Source organism: Streptomyces cucumeris (assembly GCF_024295805.1).
Classification (GTDB): domain Bacteria; phylum Actinomycetota; class Actinomycetes; order Streptomycetales; family Streptomycetaceae; genus Streptomyces; species Streptomyces cucumeris.
In genome coordinates this window covers 82831-104420 of sequence record NZ_JANCLX010000005.1, presented here as the reverse complement: position 1 = coordinate 104420, position 21590 = coordinate 82831, and the positions used below count along the sequence as shown (strand labels likewise).

The 21590-nt window shown below is 72.0% G+C and carries 19 protein-coding genes; 12 read left to right on the top strand and 7 right to left on the bottom strand.

Going from position 1 to position 21590, the window contains the following annotated elements; translation table 11 throughout:
- Positions 1-56: 56 nt before the first annotated feature.
- Complete coding sequence (locus NMK44_RS09365; protein WP_254740830.1) at positions 57-1253, top strand: sensor histidine kinase; 1197 nt, start codon at positions 57-59, stop codon at positions 1251-1253.
- Positions 1250-1975 (top strand): response regulator, encoded by a 726-nt coding sequence (locus tag NMK44_RS09360; protein WP_308358448.1) that lies wholly within the window; start codon positions 1250-1252, stop codon positions 1973-1975. Before NMK44_RS09365 ends, NMK44_RS09360 begins: the two co-directional genes overlap by 4 nt.
- On the opposite strand, the gene NMK44_RS09355 is transcribed toward NMK44_RS09360, so the two are convergent.
- Positions 1951-2538 carry a carboxymuconolactone decarboxylase family protein gene (locus NMK44_RS09355; RefSeq protein WP_254740338.1) on the bottom strand — a complete coding sequence of 196 codons (588 nt, stop codon included), beginning with the start codon at positions 2536-2538 and terminating at the stop codon, positions 1951-1953. The genes NMK44_RS09360 and NMK44_RS09355 overlap by 25 nt on opposite strands.
- An 89-nt stretch (positions 2539-2627) precedes the next feature.
- Between NMK44_RS09355 and NMK44_RS09350 the strand changes: the two genes are divergently transcribed.
- The gene (locus tag NMK44_RS09350) at positions 2628-3095 is read left to right on the top strand and encodes a MarR family winged helix-turn-helix transcriptional regulator (protein WP_254740336.1); all 468 of its coding nucleotides are present in this window, start codon (positions 2628-2630) and stop codon (positions 3093-3095) included.
- Between the two features lie 51 nt (positions 3096-3146).
- Here the strand turns inward: NMK44_RS09350 and NMK44_RS09345 are convergent, their stop codons facing one another.
- The 3 genes from NMK44_RS09345 to NMK44_RS09335 all read right to left on the bottom strand — a co-directional run bounded on the left by NMK44_RS09345 (position 3147) and on the right by NMK44_RS09335 (position 5263).
- The gene (locus NMK44_RS09345) at positions 3147-4136 is read right to left on the bottom strand and encodes a glycoside hydrolase family 18 protein (RefSeq protein ID WP_254740826.1); all 990 of its coding nucleotides are present in this window, start codon (positions 4134-4136) and stop codon (positions 3147-3149) included.
- 200 nt (positions 4137-4336) lie between these two features.
- Positions 4337-4528, bottom strand: a complete 192-nt coding sequence (locus NMK44_RS09340; RefSeq protein ID WP_254740334.1) for a YegP family protein — start codon at positions 4526-4528, stop codon at positions 4337-4339.
- 87 nt (positions 4529-4615) lie between these two features.
- Positions 4616-5263 (bottom strand): GNAT family N-acetyltransferase, encoded by a 648-nt coding sequence (locus tag NMK44_RS09335; RefSeq protein WP_254740332.1) that lies wholly within the window; start codon positions 5261-5263, stop codon positions 4616-4618.
- Positions 5264-5383: 120 nt separating this feature from the next.
- Between NMK44_RS09335 and NMK44_RS09330 the strand changes: the two genes are divergently transcribed.
- The 6 genes from NMK44_RS09330 (at position 5384) to NMK44_RS09305 (ending at position 11462) form a co-directional block, all read left to right on the top strand.
- Positions 5384-5593, top strand: coding sequence for a helix-turn-helix domain-containing protein (locus tag NMK44_RS09330; protein WP_030081114.1), 210 nt, complete (start codon positions 5384-5386; stop codon positions 5591-5593).
- Positions 5593-6168, top strand: coding sequence for a Clp protease N-terminal domain-containing protein (locus tag NMK44_RS09325; RefSeq protein WP_254740330.1), 576 nt, complete (start codon positions 5593-5595; stop codon positions 6166-6168). Before NMK44_RS09330 ends, NMK44_RS09325 begins: the two co-directional genes overlap by 1 nt.
- Positions 6169-6284: 116 nt before the next feature.
- The gene (locus NMK44_RS09320; protein ID WP_254740328.1) at positions 6285-6809 is read left to right on the top strand and encodes a GNAT family N-acetyltransferase; all 525 of its coding nucleotides are present in this window, start codon (positions 6285-6287) and stop codon (positions 6807-6809) included.
- Positions 6810-6898: 89 nt separating this feature from the next.
- The gene (locus NMK44_RS09315) at positions 6899-9718 is read left to right on the top strand and encodes an NACHT domain-containing protein (RefSeq protein ID WP_254740326.1); all 2820 of its coding nucleotides are present in this window, start codon (positions 6899-6901) and stop codon (positions 9716-9718) included.
- Positions 9719-9779: 61 nt separating this feature from the next.
- Entirely contained in the window at positions 9780-10526 is a 747-nt protein-coding gene (gene recO, locus NMK44_RS09310; RefSeq protein WP_254740324.1) for a DNA repair protein RecO, read from the top strand.
- Between the two features lie 99 nt (positions 10527-10625).
- A complete protein-coding gene (locus NMK44_RS09305; protein WP_254740322.1) occupies positions 10626-11462 on the top strand; it encodes an isoprenyl transferase in 837 nt (278 codons plus the stop codon).
- Positions 11463-11494: 32 nt separating this feature from the next.
- Here the strand turns inward: NMK44_RS09305 and NMK44_RS09300 are convergent, their stop codons facing one another.
- From NMK44_RS09300 to NMK44_RS09290, 3 genes are read right to left on the bottom strand one after another with little or no spacing between them, the layout of a single operon-like run.
- Positions 11495-12628 carry a (Fe-S)-binding protein gene (locus NMK44_RS09300; RefSeq protein WP_254740320.1) on the bottom strand — a complete coding sequence of 378 codons (1134 nt, stop codon included), beginning with the start codon at positions 12626-12628 and terminating at the stop codon, positions 11495-11497.
- Positions 12625-14007 (bottom strand): FAD-binding oxidoreductase, encoded by a 1383-nt coding sequence (locus NMK44_RS09295; protein WP_254740318.1) that lies wholly within the window; start codon positions 14005-14007, stop codon positions 12625-12627. The genes NMK44_RS09300 and NMK44_RS09295 overlap by 4 nt, the downstream gene beginning before the upstream one ends.
- Positions 14007-15665, bottom strand: a complete 1659-nt coding sequence (locus NMK44_RS09290) for an L-lactate permease (protein ID WP_254740316.1) — start codon at positions 15663-15665, stop codon at positions 14007-14009. The genes NMK44_RS09295 and NMK44_RS09290 overlap by 1 nt, the downstream gene beginning before the upstream one ends.
- A 170-nt stretch (positions 15666-15835) precedes the next feature.
- On the opposite strand from NMK44_RS09290, the gene NMK44_RS09285 reads away from it, so the two are divergent.
- The 3 genes from NMK44_RS09285 (at position 15836) to NMK44_RS42025 (ending at position 21331) form a co-directional block, all read left to right on the top strand.
- Complete coding sequence (locus tag NMK44_RS09285) at positions 15836-16504, top strand: GntR family transcriptional regulator (RefSeq protein WP_254740314.1); 669 nt, start codon at positions 15836-15838, stop codon at positions 16502-16504.
- Positions 16505-16676: 172 nt separating this feature from the next.
- The gene (locus NMK44_RS09280; RefSeq protein WP_254740312.1) at positions 16677-17069 is read left to right on the top strand and encodes a hypothetical protein; all 393 of its coding nucleotides are present in this window, start codon (positions 16677-16679) and stop codon (positions 17067-17069) included.
- Complete coding sequence (locus NMK44_RS42025; RefSeq protein ID WP_489660290.1) at positions 17066-21331, top strand: DUF6531 domain-containing protein; 4266 nt, start codon at positions 17066-17068, stop codon at positions 21329-21331. Before NMK44_RS09280 ends, NMK44_RS42025 begins: the two co-directional genes overlap by 4 nt.
- Positions 21332-21590: the final 259 nt, after the last annotated feature.

The window sequence follows — 21590 nt, the reverse complement described above, 5'->3', positions numbered from 1 at the left end:
GACGGCCGACCGAGTCCCGCGCCGAGGCCCGATCGCGGCGGCGTACCGATGCAGCGATCGCCGGTGCCGTACTCCTCCTCCAGTGCGCCCTGGCCCTGTTGGACCCCGGCGACAACGGCCACCGTCCGGACGCGATCGGCTGGCTGCTGCTCACCGGCAGCGCCGCGGTGCTCGTCGGACGGCGGCACAGCCCCATGCTGGTGACGGCGGCCGTGGTGTTCATGGTCGGCCCGTACCACGCGCTGGACAATGTGCACCTCGCCGTCGTCCCGGCCGGACTGCTCGCCGTCTACACCCTCGCCGTGATCGGCCCGCCGCTGCGCTCCTTCCTGACCGTCTCCCTGGTCATCGCGCTCATGGTGACGGTCATGGCCGTGGGCTCCGAACCGCACGCCGGGTTCGACATGCTGCGCAGCTCCGGCTGGGTGCTGTCGATCGTGGTGATCGGCGAGGCGGTCCGGATCCACCGCAAGTACATCGCGGCCATCCTGGAACGGGCCGAACGCGCCGAGCGCACCCGCGAGGAGGAGGCCGCCCGCCGGGTCGCCGAGGAGCGGCTGCGGATCGCCCGGGACCTGCACGACCTGCTCGCGCACAGCATCACCGTCATCGGCGTCCAGACCTCGGTCGCCGCACATGTCCTGATCGCCGATCCGGACCGGCTGGACCGCGAGGCGCTGTCCACGGCGCTCGACGGGATCTCCGACACCTGCCGGGACGCCCGCGCCGAACTGCGCGCCACGCTCCAGGTGTTGCGCGGGGGCGAGGGTGAGGGCAGCGGCGGCGGGGGTGGCGAGGACCCCGACGCCGTCGCGCCGCCTCCGGGTCTCACCGGACTGGCCGACCTGGCCGCGGCGGCCGAGGCGGCGGGCGTCCGCGTCGAACTCACCGTCGGCGTGGCCGCGTCGGAGCTGTCGCCCGCGGTGGGCGCCGCCGCGTACCGGATCGTGCAGGAGGCGCTGACCAACGCGGTGCGCCACGCGCCCGGCACCCGGGTGCGGATCACCCTCGTCCGGGACGGGACGGCGCTCGCCGTCACCGCCGTGGACGACGGCCCGGCCGGCGGGGGGACACCGCCCGACGGGGCGGAACCGGGCCATGGCATCGTCGGGATGCGCGAACGCGCCCGCAGCGTGGCCGGAACCCTGACCGCCGGACCGCGCGGGGACGCCCCCGGGTTCGCCGTCCGCGCGGCGCTGCCCTGGGGCAGGGCCGGTTCCGTCCCTGTGAGCCCCCTGGAGGCCATCCCGTGAACCCGAGCGAGACCGCGGACCCGCCGATCAGGGTGCTGCTCGCCGACGACCAGACGCTTGTGCGCTCCGCCTTCGCCATGCTCGTGGACTCCGCGCGGGACATGGAGGTGGTCGGTCAGGCGGGCACCGGCCGCCAGGCCGTCGAACTTGCCCGTGACGCCCGCGCCGACCTCGTGGTGATGGACATCCGGATGCCCGATCTCGACGGGATCGAGGCCACCCGGCGCATCGCCGCCGACGAGGATCTGGCCGGGGTCAGGATCCTGGTGCTGACCACCTACGACACCGATGACCACATCGTGGAGGCACTGCGCGCGGGCGCCTCCGGCTTCCTGGTCAAGGACACTCGCCCCGCCGAACTCCTCGACGCCATAAGGACGGTGGCGGCGGGGGAGTCCCTGCTGTCGCCCGGCCCGACCTCCCGGCTGATCGCGCGGGTGCTGCGCGCCCCGTCCGTCCCGGTGCCCGGTGTCCCGGCGGGCGCGCTGGCGGCGCTGTCGGAGCGGGAGCGCCAGGTGCTCGTCCTGGTCGCGCGCGGGCTGAACAACGCCGAGGCGGCGGCGACGCTCGGCCTCTCCCCGCTCACCACCAAGACGCATGTCAGCCGGATCATGGGCAAGCTGGGTGCCCGGGACCGCGCCCAACTGGTCATCGCCGCCTATGAGTCCGGTCTGGTCGCCCCCTCCGGCGCCGGGGGTCAGCCCGCCTCCGGACCCTCCTGAGCCGGGTCCGCCGCGGGCTCGCGCAGCGGCGCCCCGGTCATCCGGTTGGCGAACGTCGACAGGGTGTACGCGCCGATGCCGAGCACCACCTCCAGCGCGTTGCGCCGGGTGTACCCGTGGGCCAGGAAGGCGTCCAGGGCGCCGGGGCTCAGCGCGCCGGCGGTGGCGAGCGCGTCCAGGGCGAAGACCCGTACCGCGTCCAGCCGTGCGTCCGCCGGCGGCCGGGCCCCGCGCAGATCCTCGATGAGTGCGGTGTCCGCGCCCAGCGCCCGGATGGTGGCGGTGTGCATCTCGACGCAGAGGTGGCAGGCGTTGCGGACCGCGACCGTGAGGATGAGTACCTCGCGGGCGAGCGGATCGAGGGTGGTCCTCTCGAACGCCCCGCTGAGCGTGAGGAACCCCTCCAGCAGCTCCGGCGATTCGGCCATGCGCGCCACGGCGGGGGAGAGATGGCCGAGGTGCTTGACGGTGGCCTCCATGGCCCGCCGGGCGCCGGGCGGCGCGGAGTCCAGGGTGTGCACGGGGAAGGCGTGGTCGACGGTGGTGGTGGCGGACGCGGACATGGGAAACCCCCGGAGTAAAATGGTCAACGTGGTTGTCGAAAAGGTAAACCAGGTTGTCGATCGGTGCAAGGGCGGTAAGAGGAGTGCGCATGGCTGAGGACGCTCCGGGATTCGAGCTGCCGTTGCTGCTCTTCGCCGGGTTCCGGTCGATCGCCGACCAGTTGCACGCCGAACTGGCCCGCCAGGGCCATCCCGACATCCGTCCCGCCCATGGCTTCGCGATGCAGGCCATCGGACGGGACGGCACCACCGCCAGCGAACTGGGCCGACGGCTCGGGGTCTCCAAACAGGCCGCGGGCAAGACCGCCGACCGGCTGGCGGCGCTGGGCTACGCGGCCCGGGTGGACGACCCGGCCGACGCCCGCCGCAAGCTCATCCGGCTCACCCCGCGCGGCTACGACGTACTGGCCCGGTCGGCCGCCGTCTTCGATGAACTGCGCGCGGCGTGGGCCGAACGGCTGGGCGAGGACCGGCTGCGCCAACTGGAGGCGGACCTCAAGACGATGGCGCCGCCCAGCGGCTTCCGGCTGGACGTGGCGGGCTGGTTCGGCGCCTGACCGGACCCGGCCTGTGCCCCAGGCGCGGGCCCGCGGTGCGCCGTGACCCGCTCACCCCGTGCCCGGCGCTCCCCAGCCCTTCCGGTAGGCCCGCCAGTCCTCCTCCGTGGCGGCGAAGTCCACGTACAGCGCCACCCCGAACCGCTTGCGGTGGCGGTCCTGGCGGCCGAGGCCGAGCCGGGTGCCGCGTACCGCCGCCGTGACCGTCTCGGCCCAGGCGTGACGGCCGAGGTTGTCGGTGTGGTAGCCGGGCAGGCCCATCAGCAGATCCGTGGTGGGCGGGGTGATCTCGAGGGCGAGCTCGGTCTGCTGGGCCACATAGCCGCCGTACAGGCTCTCCAGCGGCATCGCGGTGTCGTACGACATCACCGCGATCTGGTCGACCCGCCGTGCCACCTGGCCGAAGTACTTCTGGGACCACCACTTGGGGTGGCCGGTGAAGAAGTCCGCCGCCGTGTGCAGCCCCGGCAGTGGGTCGATGTGATGGGCCGCCACCGACAACGGGGCGCGGCGGGCGCGGGTGAGGGTGTGCAGGGTGTCGAGGAGCGTGAGGTAGGCGCGGTCACCGGAGTGCAGCGGCTCCAGGTCGAAGTGCACCCCGTCGAAGCCCGCGTCCAGCACCTGCCGCGCGGACCGCACCACACGGGCGCGGTTGTCCCGGTCCTCCAGCCGGAGCCCGGTCGGGCCCTCGGTGGCCAGTACATCGCCCAGCCACGCCTGCACCCGGACCCCGGGCAGTTCGCGGTGGACGGCCTTCAGCAGCCAGGCGGCCCTGGGGTAACGGGCCGCGGGCAGCGAGCCGTTGTGATTCAGGGGGCCCGCGTGGACGTACAGATCGCGGATGCCGCTCCCGCGTACCCGCCGGGCCAGCGCGGCCAGTTCCCGTTCGCCGTTGCGGCCGTCCACCCAGGCGTGGCCGAGCCAGACCGCGTCCCGGCCCCGGGTCTGGGTGCCGGGCTTGACGTCCCCCGCGTACAGCAGCCGCAGGGAGACCCCGGCGGCGAGAACGGCGAGGGCCAGAGCGCCCGCCAGAGTCGCCATGACGCGCTTGGGCCACTTCAGCCGTGGATGTCTCCAGACGCGTCGCACGCCGCGCAGCGCCCGTCGGAACCGGTCGGCCGCGGCCTGGAGTATGTGATGCACGAAGGGGAGGCTAGCGAGCGGTATGCGAGGAGTCGCATCCGGTTGTGTGCGCGGTGGTGTGCCGCATCGTGGCTACGCCTGCCCCTTCCGCGCCGATGTCACATCTTGTCGCGCGGGATTTCCTTGATCTCGGCCGTGGGCGCGTTCTTCTTGACCGATTCCACGCCTTTCTCGGCGGCGCCCTTGGATTCGTACGCCTCGCCCACCGCGATGATCTCGCCATTGCCCGCCTTCAGGCGGAAACGGTGCTTACCGGCCTTGTCCTCGTAGATCTCGAACTTGCCCGCCATGGGATCTCCACCTCCAATGTGTCCCGGCCCCCTCGAACCACCGTAGAGCGGGCGGGTGGGCCTCGCATTCCGGTGGCAGGGGGCTGGTCACGGGGCCCCGAACAGTGCGCGGCACGGCTCGAGTCCGGTGATCTCCACCGGGGTGGCGGTGCGGTGTTCCGCCCAGACGGCGCGCTCCAGCCGCAGCCGCTGGAGGGTCCGGGCCGTGCCCCGCACCGCGACGGTCTCCGTTCCGTCGGGGCGGTAGCCGAGCCGTCGCGACACCCCGAGCGAGCGCCCGTTCTCCACCATCGCGCCCGAGGTCAGCGAGCGCGCCCCCAGACCCTCGAAGGCCAGATGCGCCACCGCGGCCCGCATCTCCGTGCCGAGGCCCCGGCCCTGGTGGACCCGGCCCAGCCAGGAGCCGGTCTGTGCCTCGGCGGTCACCGCGAAGTCGCGTGCCGTCAGGTCCTGCCGCCCGATCACCGCCCCCTCGTGCAGTACCGCCAGGCTCAGCGTCCAGTCCTCCGGGCGCCACTCCGCGACGGTCCGCAGCACGTGCTGGAAGGTGGCGCGCCCGCGCTCCTCCGGGGTGGTGTCGGTCCACGGCACGCTGAACGGCATCTCGGCCGGGTCGTGCACCCCCTCCGCCGCGACCGCGGCCAGCTCATCGAGCCGGGGGAGGTCGGGGAGGCGCAGTTCGAGGCGCGGGGTGCGGACGCGGAGCCCGTACAGGGGCCAGAAACGAGGGTCCATGACGGGAGGTTGCCCGACCCCGGCGACCGCGTCGAACCCATTACGCCCCGGGCGCTGCGACAGCCCCCGCCTCTGTCAATCAGGGTTGACGCGAGAGATGCGTCAACCTACATTGACATCATGACCGAAGCAACGGATCTCGCCGAGCGGGCGGGCGACCGGGACCCGCGGATCGGGCTGCGTGCCGTCGCCGCGCTGCGGCGGCTGCTGGAGCAGCTCGAGGCCGTCCAGGTCCGCAGCGCCCGCGCCAAGGGCTGGTCGTGGCAGGAGATCGCCGCAGAACTGGGCGTCAGCAGGCAGGCGGTCCACAAGAAGCACGGGAGGCGTTGATGTTCGAGCGATTCACCGGCAGTGCCCGTGAGGTCGTCCACGGGGCCGTACAGCACGCACAGCGGGCGGGCAGCCCCACGGTCGGCGAACCGGAGCTGCTGCTCGCGCTCCTGGACCGCACCGGGAGCCCCGCCGCCACCGTGCTGGCCGGCCTCGGCGCGCACCGGCGGCGGGCGTCCATCGAGCGTTCGCTGGCCGAGGTGCGCCGCCGCGGCGGCCTCTCGGACGCGGATACCGAGGCCCTGGCCGGACTCGGTATCGATGTCGGGGAGATCGTCGCCCGGGTGGAGGAGGCGCACGGCGTGGGCGCCCTCGCCGCCACCGGCCCCGGCGCCCGGTTTGGCCTCCGGCGGAGCGGACGCGGCGGCCGGCGCCCCTTCGCACCGGAGGCCAAGTCGGTGCTGGAGCGGTCGCTGCGGATCGCCGTCGGCCGCGGCGACCGCTCCATCGGCGACGAACACCTGCTGCTGGCGCTCCTCGCCCGGCCCGGCGTCGCCGCCCACGTCCTCGCCGACCACGAGGTGACCTACGTCCGGGCCGAACGCGCCCTGGACGTACGGCCGGAGGCGAGCTGAGCCCGCCTCCGGCCGTACGGTCTCCGCCGGTGCCGATCGCCGTGCCCGGCGGCGCCCGTACTCCGCAGCGCACAAATCGGTTGCCCGTCCCCGGTTCCGGCGCCCACACTGTGCCGGTGCTGATCCGACGAGAAACCCCGGCAGACATCGCCGCCGTGGCCGACGTCACCGCGGCGGCCTTCGCGGGCAGGTCCGAGACCCCGGTCCCCATCGAGGTCACCCTCCTGGGGGAACTCCGCACCTCCGACGCCTGGTTGCCCGCGCTCTCCGTCGTCGCCGTCGGTGACGCGGGTGAGGTCATCGGTCATGTGGTGTGCACCCGCGCCCATATCGGACCCGACCAGTCCCTCGCGCTCGGCCTCGGTCCGCTCAGTGTGCTCCCCGCCCACCAGCGGCGCGGGGTGGGCAAGGCGCTGGTGCACGCCGTGCTCGGTGCGGCCGACGCGTTCGGCGAACCGCTGGTGGCCCTGCTCGGCAGCCCCGACTACTACGGCCGCTTCGGCTTCCGCCCCTCCACCGAGGTCGGTGTCACCGCGCCCGACCCGGCCTGGGGCGCGTACTTCCAGGTCCGCACCCTGACCACGTATCAGCCCACCCTCAAGGGCGCGTTCAGCTACGCCGAACCGTTCTCCCGCGTCTGAGGCCCGCGCGCCGGTCCGGGCCGATCGCATCCCCAACTCCGGGTGTGTGCGCTATAACGGAACGTCACGGGCCTCTCGGGGGGAGAACGGTGGCGGGTGGCAAGGGTGCTGAATTCCTGACGCGCGGTGCGCTGGCGACGGCGAGCCTGGTGCCGCCCGCGGTGCTGGGGGCCCGGTTCTGGTCCTCCGTGCACCGCCATCCGGTCGTCTCGCTGCTGCTGTTCCTGGTCTACGCGGCCCTGCTGGCGGGCGTTGCCTTCCTGGCCAAGGTGTACGGGAAGGTGGCCGACCGATGGGTGGAGCGGGCCGCCGACGCGGTCGACCGACGGCTCCAGTGGCGCGTCTCCCGCTTCGAACGCGACTACCGCGCCTATGTGCTGAGCCACCACCGGTTCATCGACCTCAAGGGGCTGGCGACGCGCGGTGACTACACCCCGGGGCTCGAGGAGGTGTTCGTCGACGTCAGCCTGATGCCGCGCTCCGCGCACCAGGTGGCGCGCGAGTCCCTGGCGGGCGCCGACGGCGGGGCCTTCCCCGCGCGGCGGTCGGTGCGGGACTTCCTCGGCGGGCCGGAGGGCACCGCCCTCGCCGTCATCGGCTTCCCCGGCACCGGCAAGACCACCATGCTCAAACACCTGGCCCTCGGTCTGGCCCGGGAGTCCGGCCGGCGGGGCCGCCGTGACCTGCCGGTGCTGCTGTTCCTCCGGGACCACGCCGAGGCGATCACCGCGAACCCCGCGATCACCCTTCCGCAGATCATCGGCGCCTCGCTGGGACGGCTGACCGGTGACCAGCCGCCCGGCTGGTTCAGTGGTCAGCTCCAGCAGGGGCGCTGCACGGTGCTGCTGGACGGGCTGGACGAGGTGGCCCGTGAGGAGCACCGCCGTGAGGTCTCCCGCTGGGTGGAGCGGCAGATCGAGGGCTATGAGACCAATGACTTCGTCCTCACCTCCCGGCCGCAGGGCTACCAGGGCGCCCCGGTCAACCGCGCCCGGGTGCTCCAGATCCGCCGTTTCACCGGTGAGCAGATCGGCCGCTTCGTGCACGGCTGGTACCGCGCCATCGAGCGGCTGAGCACCGGAGCGGACGACGCGGCGGTCGCCGACCGCGCCCACGAGGGCGCCGAGGACCTGCTGAACCGGCTGCGCGCCCGGACCGTCCTGTACGACCTGGCCGCCAACCCGCTGCTGCTGACGATGATCGCCAACGTCCACCGCTACCGGGGCGCCCTGCCGGGCAGCCGCGCCGAACTGTACGGCGAGATCTGCGAGGTGCTGCTGTGGCGGCGGCAGGAGGCCAAGGGCGGGACGGCCGCGGCGGCCGATGAACTCGGCGGCGCGAAGAAGGAGGTCGTCCTGCGCGAACTGGCCTTCGTGATGATGGCCGACCGGATGCGGGACATCCGGGGCGAGTACGCCTCCGACGTCCTGCGGCCGCTGCTGTTCCGGGTCTCCTCGGCCATGTCCTCCCAGGAGTTCCTGGACACGATCGTGATCAGCGGACTGCTGGTCGAGCGGGAACGCGGACTGTACGCCTTCGCCCACCTCACCCTCCAGGAACACCTGGCCGCCCTCCACATCCAGCACCGCCGCCTCGTCGACCACCTGGTGGCCCAGGTGGACGACGACTGGTGGCGGGAGACGACCCTGCTCTACGCGGCCCGGGAGGACCCGGCCCCGGTGGTCGAGGCGTGTCTGGCGTCCGGCACCGTCCGGGCCCTCGCGCTGGCCTACGACTGCGCGGCCGAGGCGACCGAATTCGCCCCCGAGGTGGCCCGGCGGCTGGAGGCGCTGCGCGAGGAGTCGCTCGGCGGGCCGGTCGGCTCCGCCCGGCGGCGGCTGATGACCGCGATCACCGTGATGCGTGAACTGCGCCAGACCGTACGCCTGGGCGAGACCACCCTGGTCTGCGCACGCCCGGTGACACGGGAGATCTACCGGCTGTTCACGGAGGAACGCGACCGGCCCGGCGCGCCCGGTCTCACGGACGGCGGGGCGGACGACATCGCGGTGGGGGCGACCCAGACGGAGGCGGGGGAGTTCGTGGACTGGGTCAACTCCCTGGCCCCGGACGGGGACGCGTACCGCCTGCCGCTGGACGAGGAAGCGGCGGACGGGGCATTCGATCTGGTGGCCGGGGTGGCGCGGCACACGGTGTGGTGCGCGGACACCTCGAACGGTTCGCTGTCGTTATGGGTGCCGGAGGGGACCCACCACCCCTGGGTGGTTCCGGCGCGGGAGACGACCGGACCGTGGCTCGGCCACGGCCCCGGGGACGAGGAGGTGCTGACCCGCGGGAACGCCGCGCTGGCCGCCGTGCTGGGCGTGCCCTCCGGCACGGTCCGGGGCTCCGACCTCAGCAGCCCCGATGTCCGCGCCCGCCTCCAGGCCGCTGATCTGGCCCAGGCCGGATTCCCCGAACGGGCCGACACCGCCGCCCGGATCGCGGCGCTGCTGCACCTGATGGCCGAACCCGGGGGCGGGTCCCTGCTCACCCTGCGGGCCCCCACCTTCGCGGAGCGGGTGGCGCCGTTGCTGGACCACTCCCTCGACACCGGGTATCCGGGGGACGTGACGGACCTCGCCACCCTGGCCACCCTCTACGCCGACAAGGTGGGTGTCCTGCCCCCGTCCGCCCCGGAGTGGGCCGCACCGGCCCTGGACACCCTGCTGGAACGCATCACCGACTGGTCCCGGGCGCTGACGGACCGGCCGCGTTCGCTGGACCCCGCGGACGGTCCGTACGCCCGGCTGGCCGCCCTCACCGTGGCGGCCGTCGCCGAGCGGCTGCTGGACGACTGGCGGGTGGCCTTCGGCTACCGCGGTATCGCCGCCCGCTTCCTGCTGCTGCAGCGCCGTGCCGAGGGCCGCACCACCCCCTGCGAGACGATCGTGCTGGTCCGCGCCTGATCCCCGGCGAACCGGCCGGGGGCGGTTCGATCAGGTGTGCCGCTGAGGGAGAATGAGCGCCATGAGTCTGTTCCGCGACGACGGCATCGTGCTGCGCACCCAGAAGCTGGGTGAGGCGGACCGGATCATCACCCTGCTCACCCGCCACCACGGCCGGGTGCGCGCGGTGGCGCGCGGGGTGCGCCGGACGAAGTCGAAGTTCGGGGCGCGGCTGGAGCCGTTCTCCCACGTCGACGTGCAGTTCTTCGCCCGCGGCGGGGAGCTGATCGGACGCGGGCTGCCGCTGTGCACCCAGAGTGAGAGCATCGCTCCGTACGGTGGCACGATCGTCACCGACTACGCCCGCTACACCGCCGGTACCGCGATGCTGGAGACCGCCGAGCGGTTCACCGACCACGAGGGCGAGCCCGCCGTCCAGCAGTACCTGCTGCTCGTCGGCGCCCTGCGCACCCTCGCCTCCGGGGAGCACGCAGCGCATCTCGTCCTCGACGCCTTCCTGCTGCGCTCGCTCGCCGTCAACGGCTACGCGCCCAGTTTCGACAACTGCGCGCGGTGCGGGATGCCCGGTCCCAACCGGTTCTTCTCGGTCGGGGCGGGCGGAGTGATATGCGGGGAGTGCCGGGTGCCGGGAAGCGTCGTACCCTCGGCGGAGTCGCTGACGCTGCTGGGCGCCCTGCTGACGGGGGACTGGGAGACCGCGGACGCGTGCGAGCTGCGGCACGCCCGGGAGGGCAGCGGGCTGGTGGCGGCGTATCTGCACTGGCACCTGGAGCGCGGGCTCCGGTCGATGCGGTACGTGGAGAAGTAGGGAAGCGGCCGCCGGTCCGGCACCGGCGGCGGGGACGACAGACAGAAGCACGCCAACACCGGGACCGACCGGGACGACGGACGAGGAGACGTGGCAGGCATGGCACGACGCGGGATTCTGGGGCGACAGCGACGCGAGTACCGGGCGCCCGACCCCCACCCCTCCGGCGCCCGGCCGCCCAAGCTCCCCGGTGAGCTGGTGCCCGGCCACGTCGCCGTCGTCATGGACGGGAACGGCCGCTGGGCCAAGGAGCGCGGTCTGCCCCGCACCGAGGGCCACAAGGTCGGCGAGGCCGTGGTGCTCGATGTGCTCAAGGGCTGTCTGGAGATGGGGATCAAGAACCTCTCCCTCTACGCCTTCTCCACCGAGAACTGGAAGCGCTCACCCGACGAGGTCCGCTTCCTGATGAACTTCAACCGTGACGTCATCCGCCGCCGCCGTGACGAGATGGACGAGATGGGCATCCGCATCCGCTGGGCGGGCCGGATGCCGAAGCTGTGGAAGTCCGTTGCCCAGGAGCTCCAGGTCGCCCAGGAGCAGACCAAGGACAACGACGCCATGACGATGTACTTCTGCATGAACTACGGCGGCCGCGCCGAGATCGCGGACGCCGCGAAGGCCGTGGCGGAGGACATCCGGGCCGGTCGGCTCGACCCCTCGAAGGTGAACGAGAAGACCTTCGCCAAGTACCTCTACTACCCGGACATGCCGGATGTGGACCTCTTCCTGCGCCCCTCCGGCGAACAGCGCACCTCCAACTACCTGATCTGGCAGAGCGCCTACGCCGAGATGGTCTACCAGGACGTGCTCTGGCCCGACTTCGACCGCCGCGACCTGTGGCGCGCCTGTGTCGAGTACGCCTCCCGCGACCGCCGCTTCGGCGGCGCGATCCCGAACGAGGACAAGGCGGGGCAGGACGGCACCCAGCCCGCCTGAGCGCCGTCCGCCCGCCGCCGGTCAGGGCCCGGTCAGGGCCCGGCCATGGCCAGGAACTCCGCGAGGTGGACCGCCCGGACCGGGGACCGGTGGCGGCGCAGGTTCTGCTGGAGCTGGCGCTGGCAGCCGGGGTTGACCGTGACCACGAAGTCGACGTCCAGCCGCGCCAGCGCCTCCAGCTTCGGGTCCAGGACGGCGCGGCTGTCGGCCGGGCGGAGCATCGCGTAGGTCCCGGCGGCTCCGCAGCATTCGCCCGCGCCCGGGAGTTCGACGTAGTCGGCGACGGCGGCGATCAGGTCGCGGGGCTGACGGGTGACGCCCAGGCCGTTGCGCAGATGGCAGGAGTCCTGGAGGGCCGCCCGCGCCCGGCGGCCGTCCACGGTGACCTGGCCGGTGGGGCGGTGGCCGGTCTCCTCCAGGTACTGGCTCAGCTCCCGCACCCGGTCCCGGCCCAGGTGGTGGGCGAGATGGGCGGCGCAGCCGCCCGCGGTGGTGACGATGGTGCCGGGCAGCCGTTCCCCGAGGGCATGGGCCATCTCGCCGCCGGTGGTGGAGTCGCCGTTGTGGGCATGCAGGGCGCCGCAGCAGCCCTGGCGGGCGGGGACGCCGAGCTCGGGGCGCAGCGCGGCGGCGGCGCGGGAGACCTTCGGGTACAGACCCCGTTCCACACAGCCCAGCATCAGGGAGGCGGTGTCCGGGTCCGCACCGGATCCGCCGGACCCGCCGGATCCGCCGCCCCGGGCGTGGCGGCGGACCAGGCCCTGGAGCCACAGCAGCGCGGGGCGGGAGACCAGCGCCATCAGGATCCGGGCGATCCACGGCCGGTCGCGGCCCTGCCACTGGTGGTCGCGCCACTGCTCCAGCAGTGAGCCGTACTCCACCCCCGCCGGGCACACCGTCTCGCAGGCCCGGCAGCCCAGGCAGTACGAGGACTCCTCGGCCAGCGTCGGGTCGTCCTCGGGGAGTTCACCGGTCTCCAGCGCGCGCATCAGGGTGATCCGGCCGCGCGGGGAGGAGGTCTCCTCGCCGGTGAGGGCGTAGGTCGGGCAGGCGGGCAGACAGAAGCCGCAGGAGATACAGCGGTCGAGCTGCCGCTTGTCGAAGATGCCCAGGCCGCGGCCGGGTTCGGGGGCGGGACGGGGGCTGTCGTCCGTGGGTCCGGTCATGATCCGAGCTTTCCGGGGTTGAGGATTCCGGCCGGGTCGAAGGCCAGCTTGAGCCGGCGGGCCAGGGCGATCTGGTCGGCGCCGATCCGGTCGGCGAGATACGGCAGCTTGGCCGCGCCCACACCGTGTTCACCGGTGATGGTGCCGTCCAGGGCGATGGCCGCGGCGAAGATCTCGCCGAAGGCGCGGTGCGCGCGGTCCACGGCCGCGCCGTCGTCGGGGTCCAGCACACAGGTGGGGTGGAGGTTGCCGTCACCGGCGTGGCCGAAGGTGGCGATCCGCAGGTCGTAGCGGGCGGCGATGGCGTCGATACGGTCCACCATCTCGGCGAGCCGGTGCCGGGGCACGGTGGCGTCCTCCAGGATGGTCAGCGAACCGAGCCGGGAGAGCGCGGGCAGGGCGCAGCGGCGGGCGGCGAGCAGCGCCTCGGCGCGGGTCACGTCCTCGGCGAGCGTGACCTCCAGCGCCCCGGCTCCGGTGCACACCTCCGCGATCCGGGCCAGGGTGCCCGCCACCGTCCGCGGGGCGCCGTCGTCGCCGAACATCAGCAGCGCGCCCGCGTCCGTCCGCAGGCCGAGCCCGGCGAACTCCTCGACCGCGGCGATGCACTTGTGGTCCAGGAACTCCAGCGTGGCCGGGACGATCCCGGCGGCGATGACGGCCGCCACCGCCCGGGAGGCGTCCGCGAGCGAGTCGAAGTAGGCCACGCCGGTGCCGCTGTCCTCGGGCGCGGGCAGCAGCGCCACCGTGGCCTCGGTGATCACCGCGAGGGTGCCCTCGGACCCGGTCAGCAGCCGGGTCAGGTCATAGCCCGCCACGTCCTTCCAGAGCCTGCCGCCGGTGCGGATGATCTCGCCGGTGGGCAGCACCGCCTCGAGGCCGAGGACGTAGTTGCGGGTGACGCCGTACTTGAGGCCGCGCAGTCCGCCCGCGCAGGTCGCCACGTTGCCGCCGATGGTGGAGACGGTGCGGCTGCCGGGGTCGGGCGCGTAGAGCAGCCCCTCGCGGGCGGCGGCGTCGGCGAGCTTCTGGGTGGTCACCCCGGTCTGCACCCGTGCGAGCAGTTCCCCGGCGCTCACCTCCAGGACGCGGTCCAGCCGGGTGAGCACCAGCACGATGCCCCCGTGGAGCGGGACGGTCCCGGCGCACAGGTTCGATCCCGCGCCCCGGGGGACGACCGGTACGCCCCGGTCGGTGGCGTACCGGAGGACGGCGGCCACCTCCTCGGTGCTGCCGGGGAGCACCACCGCCTGCGGGCGGGCGTGGAAGAGCGGGGTGGCGTCGCGGGCGTAGGCGGTCAACGCGCCCTCGTCCACCCGCACATGGGCGTCGCCGACGAGGGCCGCCAGGTCGCGGGCCAGCTCCGTGGCGGCGGCCATCAGCGCACCACCATCCAGCCGAGCACCGGGGTGGACTGGAGGTACACCAGCAGACAGACCGCGACCAGCAGGCCGAGTCCCCAGCCCACCACCTTGCGGAACAGTTCGCCCTCGCGGCCCTCCAGACCCACCACGGCGGCGGCGATCGCCAGGTTCTGCGGGGAGATCATCTTGCCCAGGACACCGCCGGTGGTGTTCGCGGCGCCGAGCAGATAGGGCGAGATGCCCGTCTTCTCGGCCGCGGTGACCTGGAGCAGTCCGAACAGGGAGTTGGAGGAGGTGTCGGAGCCGGTGACGGCCACGCCCAGCCAGCCGACGACGGGAGAGAGCAGGGCGAAGGCGCCGCCGGTCTCGGCCAGCAGCAGTCCGAGGGTGACGGTCTGGCCGGACAGGTTCATCACATAGGCCAGCGCGAGCACCGCGGTGACGGTGACGATGGTCCAGCGGAACTGCCGGACGGTGTCGCCGTACGCCCGCGCCGTACGTCCGGCCCGGATCCGGTAGAGGACCGCGGTGAGCAGTCCGGCGAGCAGCAGGACCGTGCCCGCGGCGTTGAACACGTTGAGGTTGAAGGTCATGGTGGACAGCGGGGTGCCGTCCGGGGTCGTCACCTCCAGACCGGGCCAGCGGTACGTCCACCCCGAGTGCGCCTCCAGCCAGGTCTTCACCGGCCCGGACGTGGCCACCGCGAAGAGCACCACCACGATCAGATAGGGCGCGAACGCCATCAGCGCGGAGCCCTCGCCGGTCTGCTTGCGGCGCTGTACGGCGTCGAACCGCTCGTCCTCGGCGGCGCCCCCGGCGATCACCGGGGTGCCGGTCCGCGCGGCCATCACCTCACGGGGCTGCCAGACGCGGAGCAGACCGATGACGGCCAGGGCGCCCGCGAAGGCCGCCACGATGTCGGCGATCTCGTAGCTGAGGTAGTTGGCGCTCACGAACTGGGCCGCGGAGAAGGCGAATCCACCGGCCAGCGCCACCGGCCAGACCTGCCGGACACCGCGCCGTCCGTCCACCATGAACACCAGCAGCAGCGGGACGAACAGGGCCAGCAGCGGGGTCTGCCGCCCGACCATGGCGCCCAGGTCCGCGGCGTCCATCCCGGTGATCTTGCCCAGCGTGGTGATGGGGACGGCGATCGCGCCGAACGCCACGGGCGCGGTGTTGGCCACCAGGGACACCGCCGCCGCCTTCATCGGCCGCAGTCCGACGGCCATCAGCATCACCGAGGAGACCGCCACCGGGGTGCCGAACCCGGCCAGCGCCTCCAGCAGCGCGCCGAAGCAGAAGGCGATGATCACCGCTTGGACGCGCTGATCGTCGGAGAGCGAGCCGAACGCCCGGCGCAGTGCCGCGTCCCAGCCGGTGATCTCCGTCAGCTTGTAGATCCACAGGGCGTTCAGCACGATCCAGATGATCGGGAAGAGACCGAACGCCGCCCCCTCGCTCGCGGCGAGCGCCGCCTGTCCCGCCGGCATCCCGTAGCCGAACACCGCCACGCCGAGCGCCATCGCGAGCGCCACCAGCGACGCCTTCCATGCCTTCCATCGCGCCCCGCCCAGCAGGACGAACAGCGTCACCAGCGGAAGCGCCGCGAGCAGGGCGCTGTATCCGAGGGAGTCGCCGACGGGGTCGAATACCTGTTCATAGGCGGCCATGATCGTTCTCGCCTCTCCTCGCCTCGTCCGGGCTGCCCCGGGGTAGGGCCGTGTGACCCCCGCCACGTTCGTGATGAAGGTTCCGGCGATTGTCAGACAATGACTCATGGCAGTCAATGGGTCCGACATGACACATGCGAGAATGGCGATGTCCCCGCGTGGAGGTGTTCATGGCTCAGGACGCCGCGTTCCGGCTGTCCACCGTCTCGGTCGTCGAGGCGCTCGCGGCATCCCTGCGCGACCGGGTGCTGGACGGACAGCTTCCGCCCGGCACGGCACTCGCCGAGACCGAGATAGCCACCGAGTACGGCGTGTCGCGTCCCACCGCGCGCAGCGCCGTGACCGCCCTGGTCCACGAGGGGCTGCTGCACCGCGACGCCAACAAGCCCGCCTATGTGCCGCGGCTGACCCGCGCCGACGTGGAGGACCTCTTCCTGGTCCGCACCCCCCTGGAGGCGGATGTCGTCCGCGTCCTGGTGCGGCGCGGCACGGTCCCGGTGAGCGCCGCCGCCCGCGCCATCGGCGACCTCGGCCTGTTGGAGCCCGACGCCCCGCACAGTGCGTTCGCCGAGGCGGATCTCCGTTTCCACCAGTCGCTGGTGGAAGCGGTCGGCAGCCCGCGGCTGAACCGGCTGTACCGCGGTATCCAGGGCGAGGTCCACCTGTGCATGGTGCAGACCCGGCGGACCCTCGGCCGTGAGCGCATCATCGCCGAACACACCGCCGTTCTCGACGCGTTGAAGGCGGGGGACGAGGAGGGTGCGGCGCGGTGCATGCGGGCGCACCTGGACGGCGCGTGCCGGTCGCTGCGGGAGATGTCCGGGGAGCCCGCGCACTGACGGGGTCGTTCGGGAGTCACCGCTGTCACAGCGGGTGCTGAAGGTCCGTCAATTTCCCAATGCAACGACTCGACGAAGTCTTTACCCGCCATAGGGCCCTCATTGAGCAGGTCATGATCATCCAAATCTAATCTGGAGGCTTTGCAGCAAAAAGCGCAAGGGGGGCGTCGGGGTGAGCGGCGGGCACGCCAAGGGCAAGGTCCTGGACATCAAGGTGGCGGACATCAAGGCGGTCGCACCGACCTTCCAACACCAGGCGATCAAGTTGAGTGAGGCGCTGACCACGCTGATCACCGCGCTGGACGGTTACGGGAAGCCGTGGGGGGACGACAAGCCGGGCAAGGACTTCGGGAAGAAGTACACGCCGAACCAGAAGCACATCGAGCGAGCAACCGGAATCCTGGTCCTGGGACTGACCAGCATCCACGAGGCCATGGATGACATGGCGGACGGTCATGTCGACAACGACGAGCTCATCAAGGGCATGTTCACCAAGGTCAAGCGGCACGGCTCCGGCCACGGCGGCGACCATGCCGGTGACCACGGCAAGGACGGCCACCGGTGAGCTTCGGAAGTGAGCTCGAGGAGAAGGCCAAGGCCCTCCTCATCAAGCTCGGTATGTGGTGGCCGGACGCCGATTCCGACACCCTGCGCAACGCCGCCGATGCCTGGCGGACGTTCGCCGGCACCGTGGACGATGTGCGGGTCGCGACCAACAAGGCGGCCACGACGCTCATCCACCACAACGAGGGTGAGGCGATCGATGCCTTCGAGATCTTCTGGGGGCGTTACGCCAAGGGCAAGGACGAGGGCTGGCTGACCAATCTCGCCAAGTCCGCCCGGAGTATGGCGAAGGCGCTGGACAAGTTCGCCGACGCGGTGGACGACGCGATCGAGAAGCTGTGGATCCAGATCGGCATCGATGCCGTCGCGCTCGTGGGTGGCGGGCTGCTGACCGTCTTCACCGGGGGCGGCTCCGACGCGGTGGCGGCGGAGATCATTGCCATGGCTGCCGGCCTGGGCATCGCGGTGGAGGAAGTGGTCGCCGTCATCGCCGCGGAGATGCTGGCGGGCGCGGTCTTCACCAGTGTGGTGTCGGTGACCATCGACGCGGCGGTGGCCCAGCCGCTGAAGATCGCCCTCGGACAGCAGAAGGGCTTCAGCCTGGAGGAGGTCAGCGAGGCCGCCAAGCAGGGCATGATCGACGGAGGCGTTTTCGGCGCCGGGTTCGGCGTGCTCAAACCCGGGGTGATGCCCAAGAGCAGCCGGGTGCCGCTCATGCTGCGGCCCCCGAAGGTCCCCTCGATCCGCCCCAATCTGATCGAAGAGGGCGCCGCCTGCCGTGGCTCCAAGGCGTGTCCGCGGGTGGGCGAGCCGATCGACGTCGCGACCGGCGCGATGCTGATGGAGCAGACCGATCTGACGCTTCCCGGTTCGCTGCCGCTGGTCTTCGAACGCACCCATGTCTCCTCGTACCGGGGCGGGGTGTGCTTCGGCCCGACCTGGGTGAGCCTGCTGGACGAGCGGGTGCAGCTCGACGCGGAGGGCGTGGTCTTCGCCGCGGCGGACGGTATGCGGCTGGTGTACCCGGTGCCCGGCGCCGGGGTGCCGGTGCTGCCGAAGAAGGGCGCCCGCTGGCCGCTGGAGTGGGACGGCGAGGCCGACGGGGTCATGACCGTCACCGATCCGGAATCCGGTGTGGTGCGCACCTTCAGCCGGGCGGCCGCCACCGAGGAGCCGGGGGCGGTGTACCTGCCGCTGGAGAGCGTGGCGGACCGCAACGGCGCCCGGATCGACATCGAACGGCTCGCGAACGGGGTGCCCTCGGCGGTCCGGCACTCCGGCGGCTACTACGTGGCCGTGGACACCGAGGGCGAACGGGTCACCGCGCTGCGGCTGCTGGACCACGCGCCCTCGGTCTACGAGGCGAGCGGCGGCGCGTCCGAGGCCGGTACGGTCGTGATGCGTTATGGCTACGACGACGCGGGCCACCTCGCCGAGGTCATCAACTCCAGCGGTGAGCCGCTGCGCTTCACCAACGACGCCGAGGGCCGGGTCACCTCCTGGACCGACCGCAACGGCACCTCGTTCGCCTATGTCTACGACCCGGCAGGGCGCGTGGTGCGTACCGAGGGCAGCGACGGTGTCTTCAACGGCTCTCTCGCGTACGACGACGCGTCACGCACCACGGTCTACACCGACTCCCTCGGCCACCGCACCACCTTCCGGTGCGACGACGGCGGCCAGGTGATCGAGGAGACGGATCCGCTGGGTCACACCACCCGGACGGAATGGGACGCCCGCGGCCACCGCAGGCTCGCGGTCACCGATCCGCTGGGCCGGGCCACCCGCTACGCGTATGACGAGGACGGCAACCTCACCACCGTCACCCTTCCCGACGGCGCCGAGGCCCGCGCCATGTACAACGAGCTGTGCCTGCCGGTGGAGGTCACCGAGCCGGGCGGCGGCACCTGGCACCACACCTATGACACCGCCGGGAACGTCACCGCCACGACCGACCCGGCGGGGGCGACGACCCGCTATGCGTACGACGACATCGGCCACCTCACGGCGGTGACCGACGCGCTGGGTCACACCCGCCGCGTCGCCTGTGACCCGGCGGGACTGCCGGTGGAGGTCACCGACCCCCTGGGCCACACCACGACGGTCCGCCGGGACACCTTCGGCCGGGTGGCCGAGGTCACCGACCCGCTGGGCCACACCGCGCGGATGGGCTGGACCACCGAGGGCAAACCGGCCTGGCGGGAGGAGCCGGACGGCGGGCGGGAGAGCTGGACCTGGGACGGCGAGGGCAACCTCCTCACGCATACGGACGCGGCCGGCAACACCACCCGTCAGACCTCCACCCACTTCGACGTCCCCGCCACCCGCACCGAAGCGGACGGCGCGGAGTACGCCTTCGCGTACGACACCGAGCTGCGGCTGACCCAGGTCACCAACCCCCAGGGCCTGACCTGGAGCTACACCTATGACCCGGCGGGCCGTCCGACCGCCGAGACCGACTTCAACGGCCGCACCCTCACCTACACCCACGATGCGGCCGGCGGCCTGCGGACCCGCACCAACGGCGCGGGCGAAACCCTCCATTTCACCCGGGACGCGCTGGGCCGCGCGACCGAACAGCGGGACGACGCGGGTGGGACCACGACCTTCGCCTATGACGTACGGGGCGACCTGGTCGGGGCGGTCAACCCGGACGCGGAGCTGACCATCGAACGAGACCCGCTGGGCCGGGTCCTCGCCGAAACGGTCAACGGCCGTACGACGCGGTACGCGTACGACGCGGCAGGCCACCGCGTCCGGCGCACGACCCCCTCCGGTCTGACCTCCACCTGGTCCTACGACCCGGTCGGCCGCCCGACGGATCTGAGCGGGGACGCCGGTTCGCTGTCCTTCGTGTACGACGCGGCGGGCCGCGAGGTGGAACGCCTCCTGGGCGAGGGCATGACCCTGGCCCAGACCTGGGACAAGGCGGACCGCCTCACCACCCAGACACTGACCGGCGGTGCCGACGCCGCCGACCGTCTCCTCCAGCACCGCTCCTACGCCTACCGCGCGGACGGCTATCTGACGGAGATCCGCGAACTCACCTCCGGCACCCGCCGGTTCGACCTCGACCCGGTCGGCCGGGTCACGGCGGTGCACGCCCACGGCTGGACCGAGACCTACGCCTACGACACCCTCGGCAACCTCACCCACGCCACCGCCCCCGCCCATGAGTCACCCGGCGACCGGGAGTTCACCGGTACGGTCATCCACCGCGCGGGCCGTACGACGTACGAACACGACGCCCAGGGCCGTCTGACCCGCCGCACCCGAAAACTGCTGAACGGCCAGACCCGCACCTGGACCTACACCTGGAACGCCGAAGACCGCCTGACGGACGCGACCACCCCGGACGGCGACCACTGGACCTACGCCTACGACCCCCTCGGCCGCCGGATATCCAAACAACGCCTGGCCGAGGACGGCACGGCGGCGGAGGCGGTGACCTTCACCTGGGACGACACCCGGCTGGCCGAGCAGACGACGAGCACCGACCAGATCACCACCTGGGACTACGCCCCGGGCACCCACCGCCCCCTGACCCAGACCGACCACACGGCCCTGTCCCGCGAACCCGGCGCGTCGCTGGTCGAGAAGTTCACGGGCGTGGACGACGTCGACCTCCACACCCGCTTCCACGCCATCATCACCGACCTCGTCGGCACCCCGACCGAACTGGTCACCCTCGACGGCACCCTGGCCTGGCAACACCGCACCACCCTCTGGGGCACGGATTTCCCCTCCCCACTCGCCCCGGAATCCGTCGACTGCCCCCTCCGCTTCCCAGGCCAGTACGCAGACCCGGAAACGGGCCTGCACTACAACTACTTCCGCCACTACGACCCCGAAACCGCCCGCTACGTCAGCCCCGACCCCCTTGGCCTCGACCCCGCCCCCAATCATCATGGATATGTCACCAGCCCGCTCGGCTGGACTGATCCGCTCGGCCTTCAGCGTTGTCCACAGGAGGCTCTGGACAAGGCTTACGAACTGGATAACACTCCGCGCAAGCTGGAGCATGTAGTCGACCCTCCGAAGCACGGGTTCGAGGATATCGTGAAGAATTCGGGAGGTAGGGAACAGGCATTTAGGCGCATCGTCAATAGCTTGGGTGAGAAAGAAGACTTGCCGGATGCTGGCGGGTTTGTGGTCAAGCGTACGATCGACGGTGAGGTCGTGACGATTCGCGGAGCCATGGTGAAGGGTGTGCCGCGAGTGGGTACGGCATTCATCGAAGATAAGTTCCCCGGAGGGAAATGATGGCGGCAGTAGAGCACCCGTCCAGGAATCTTCACGTGGCGGAAAGTGATGTGCTGAATAAGCTTCTTTCGGCGCAATTCCCCGGCGTCGATCAGCTGAGGCAGCAGGTCCATCAAACGCGTGTCGTCGGTCGATGGGGAAGCGATTCCCCGAGCGTGGAACTCAAGGTAGTCGAGCCTTTTCCGCGAGCGGAGGTCCCCAACGGGGTGCTCCCTGCTACTGGCGCAGTGAAGGACTCGTCTGGAGAGTTGGTCGGCGA

Coding starts and splice junctions, on each gene's coding strand:
- NMK44_RS09355 (WP_254740338.1), bottom strand. CDS start 2,538: ATGTCCGCGTCCGCCACCACCACCGTCGACCACGCCTTCCCCGTGCAC.
- NMK44_RS09350 (WP_254740336.1), top strand. CDS start 2,628: ATGGCTGAGGACGCTCCGGGATTCGAGCTGCCGTTGCTGCTCTTCGCC.
- NMK44_RS09345 (WP_254740826.1), bottom strand. CDS start 4,136: ATGGCGACTCTGGCGGGCGCTCTGGCCCTCGCCGTTCTCGCCGCCGGG.
- NMK44_RS09340 (WP_254740334.1), bottom strand. CDS start 4,528: ATGGCGGGCAAGTTCGAGATCTACGAGGACAAGGCCGGTAAGCACCGT.
- NMK44_RS09335 (WP_254740332.1), bottom strand. CDS start 5,263: ATGGACCCTCGTTTCTGGCCCCTGTACGGGCTCCGCGTCCGCACCCCG.
- NMK44_RS09330 (WP_030081114.1), top strand. CDS start 5,384: ATGACCGAAGCAACGGATCTCGCCGAGCGGGCGGGCGACCGGGACCCG.
- NMK44_RS09325 (WP_254740330.1), top strand. CDS start 5,593: ATGTTCGAGCGATTCACCGGCAGTGCCCGTGAGGTCGTCCACGGGGCC.
- recO (WP_254740324.1), top strand. CDS start 9,780: ATGAGTCTGTTCCGCGACGACGGCATCGTGCTGCGCACCCAGAAGCTG.
- NMK44_RS09305 (WP_254740322.1), top strand. CDS start 10,626: ATGGCACGACGCGGGATTCTGGGGCGACAGCGACGCGAGTACCGGGCG.
- NMK44_RS09300 (WP_254740320.1), bottom strand. CDS start 12,628: ATGACCGGACCCACGGACGACAGCCCCCGTCCCGCCCCCGAACCCGGC.
- NMK44_RS09295 (WP_254740318.1), bottom strand. CDS start 14,007: ATGGCCGCCGCCACGGAGCTGGCCCGCGACCTGGCGGCCCTCGTCGGC.
- NMK44_RS09290 (WP_254740316.1), bottom strand. CDS start 15,665: ATGGCCGCCTATGAACAGGTATTCGACCCCGTCGGCGACTCCCTCGGA.
- NMK44_RS09285 (WP_254740314.1), top strand. CDS start 15,836: ATGGCTCAGGACGCCGCGTTCCGGCTGTCCACCGTCTCGGTCGTCGAG.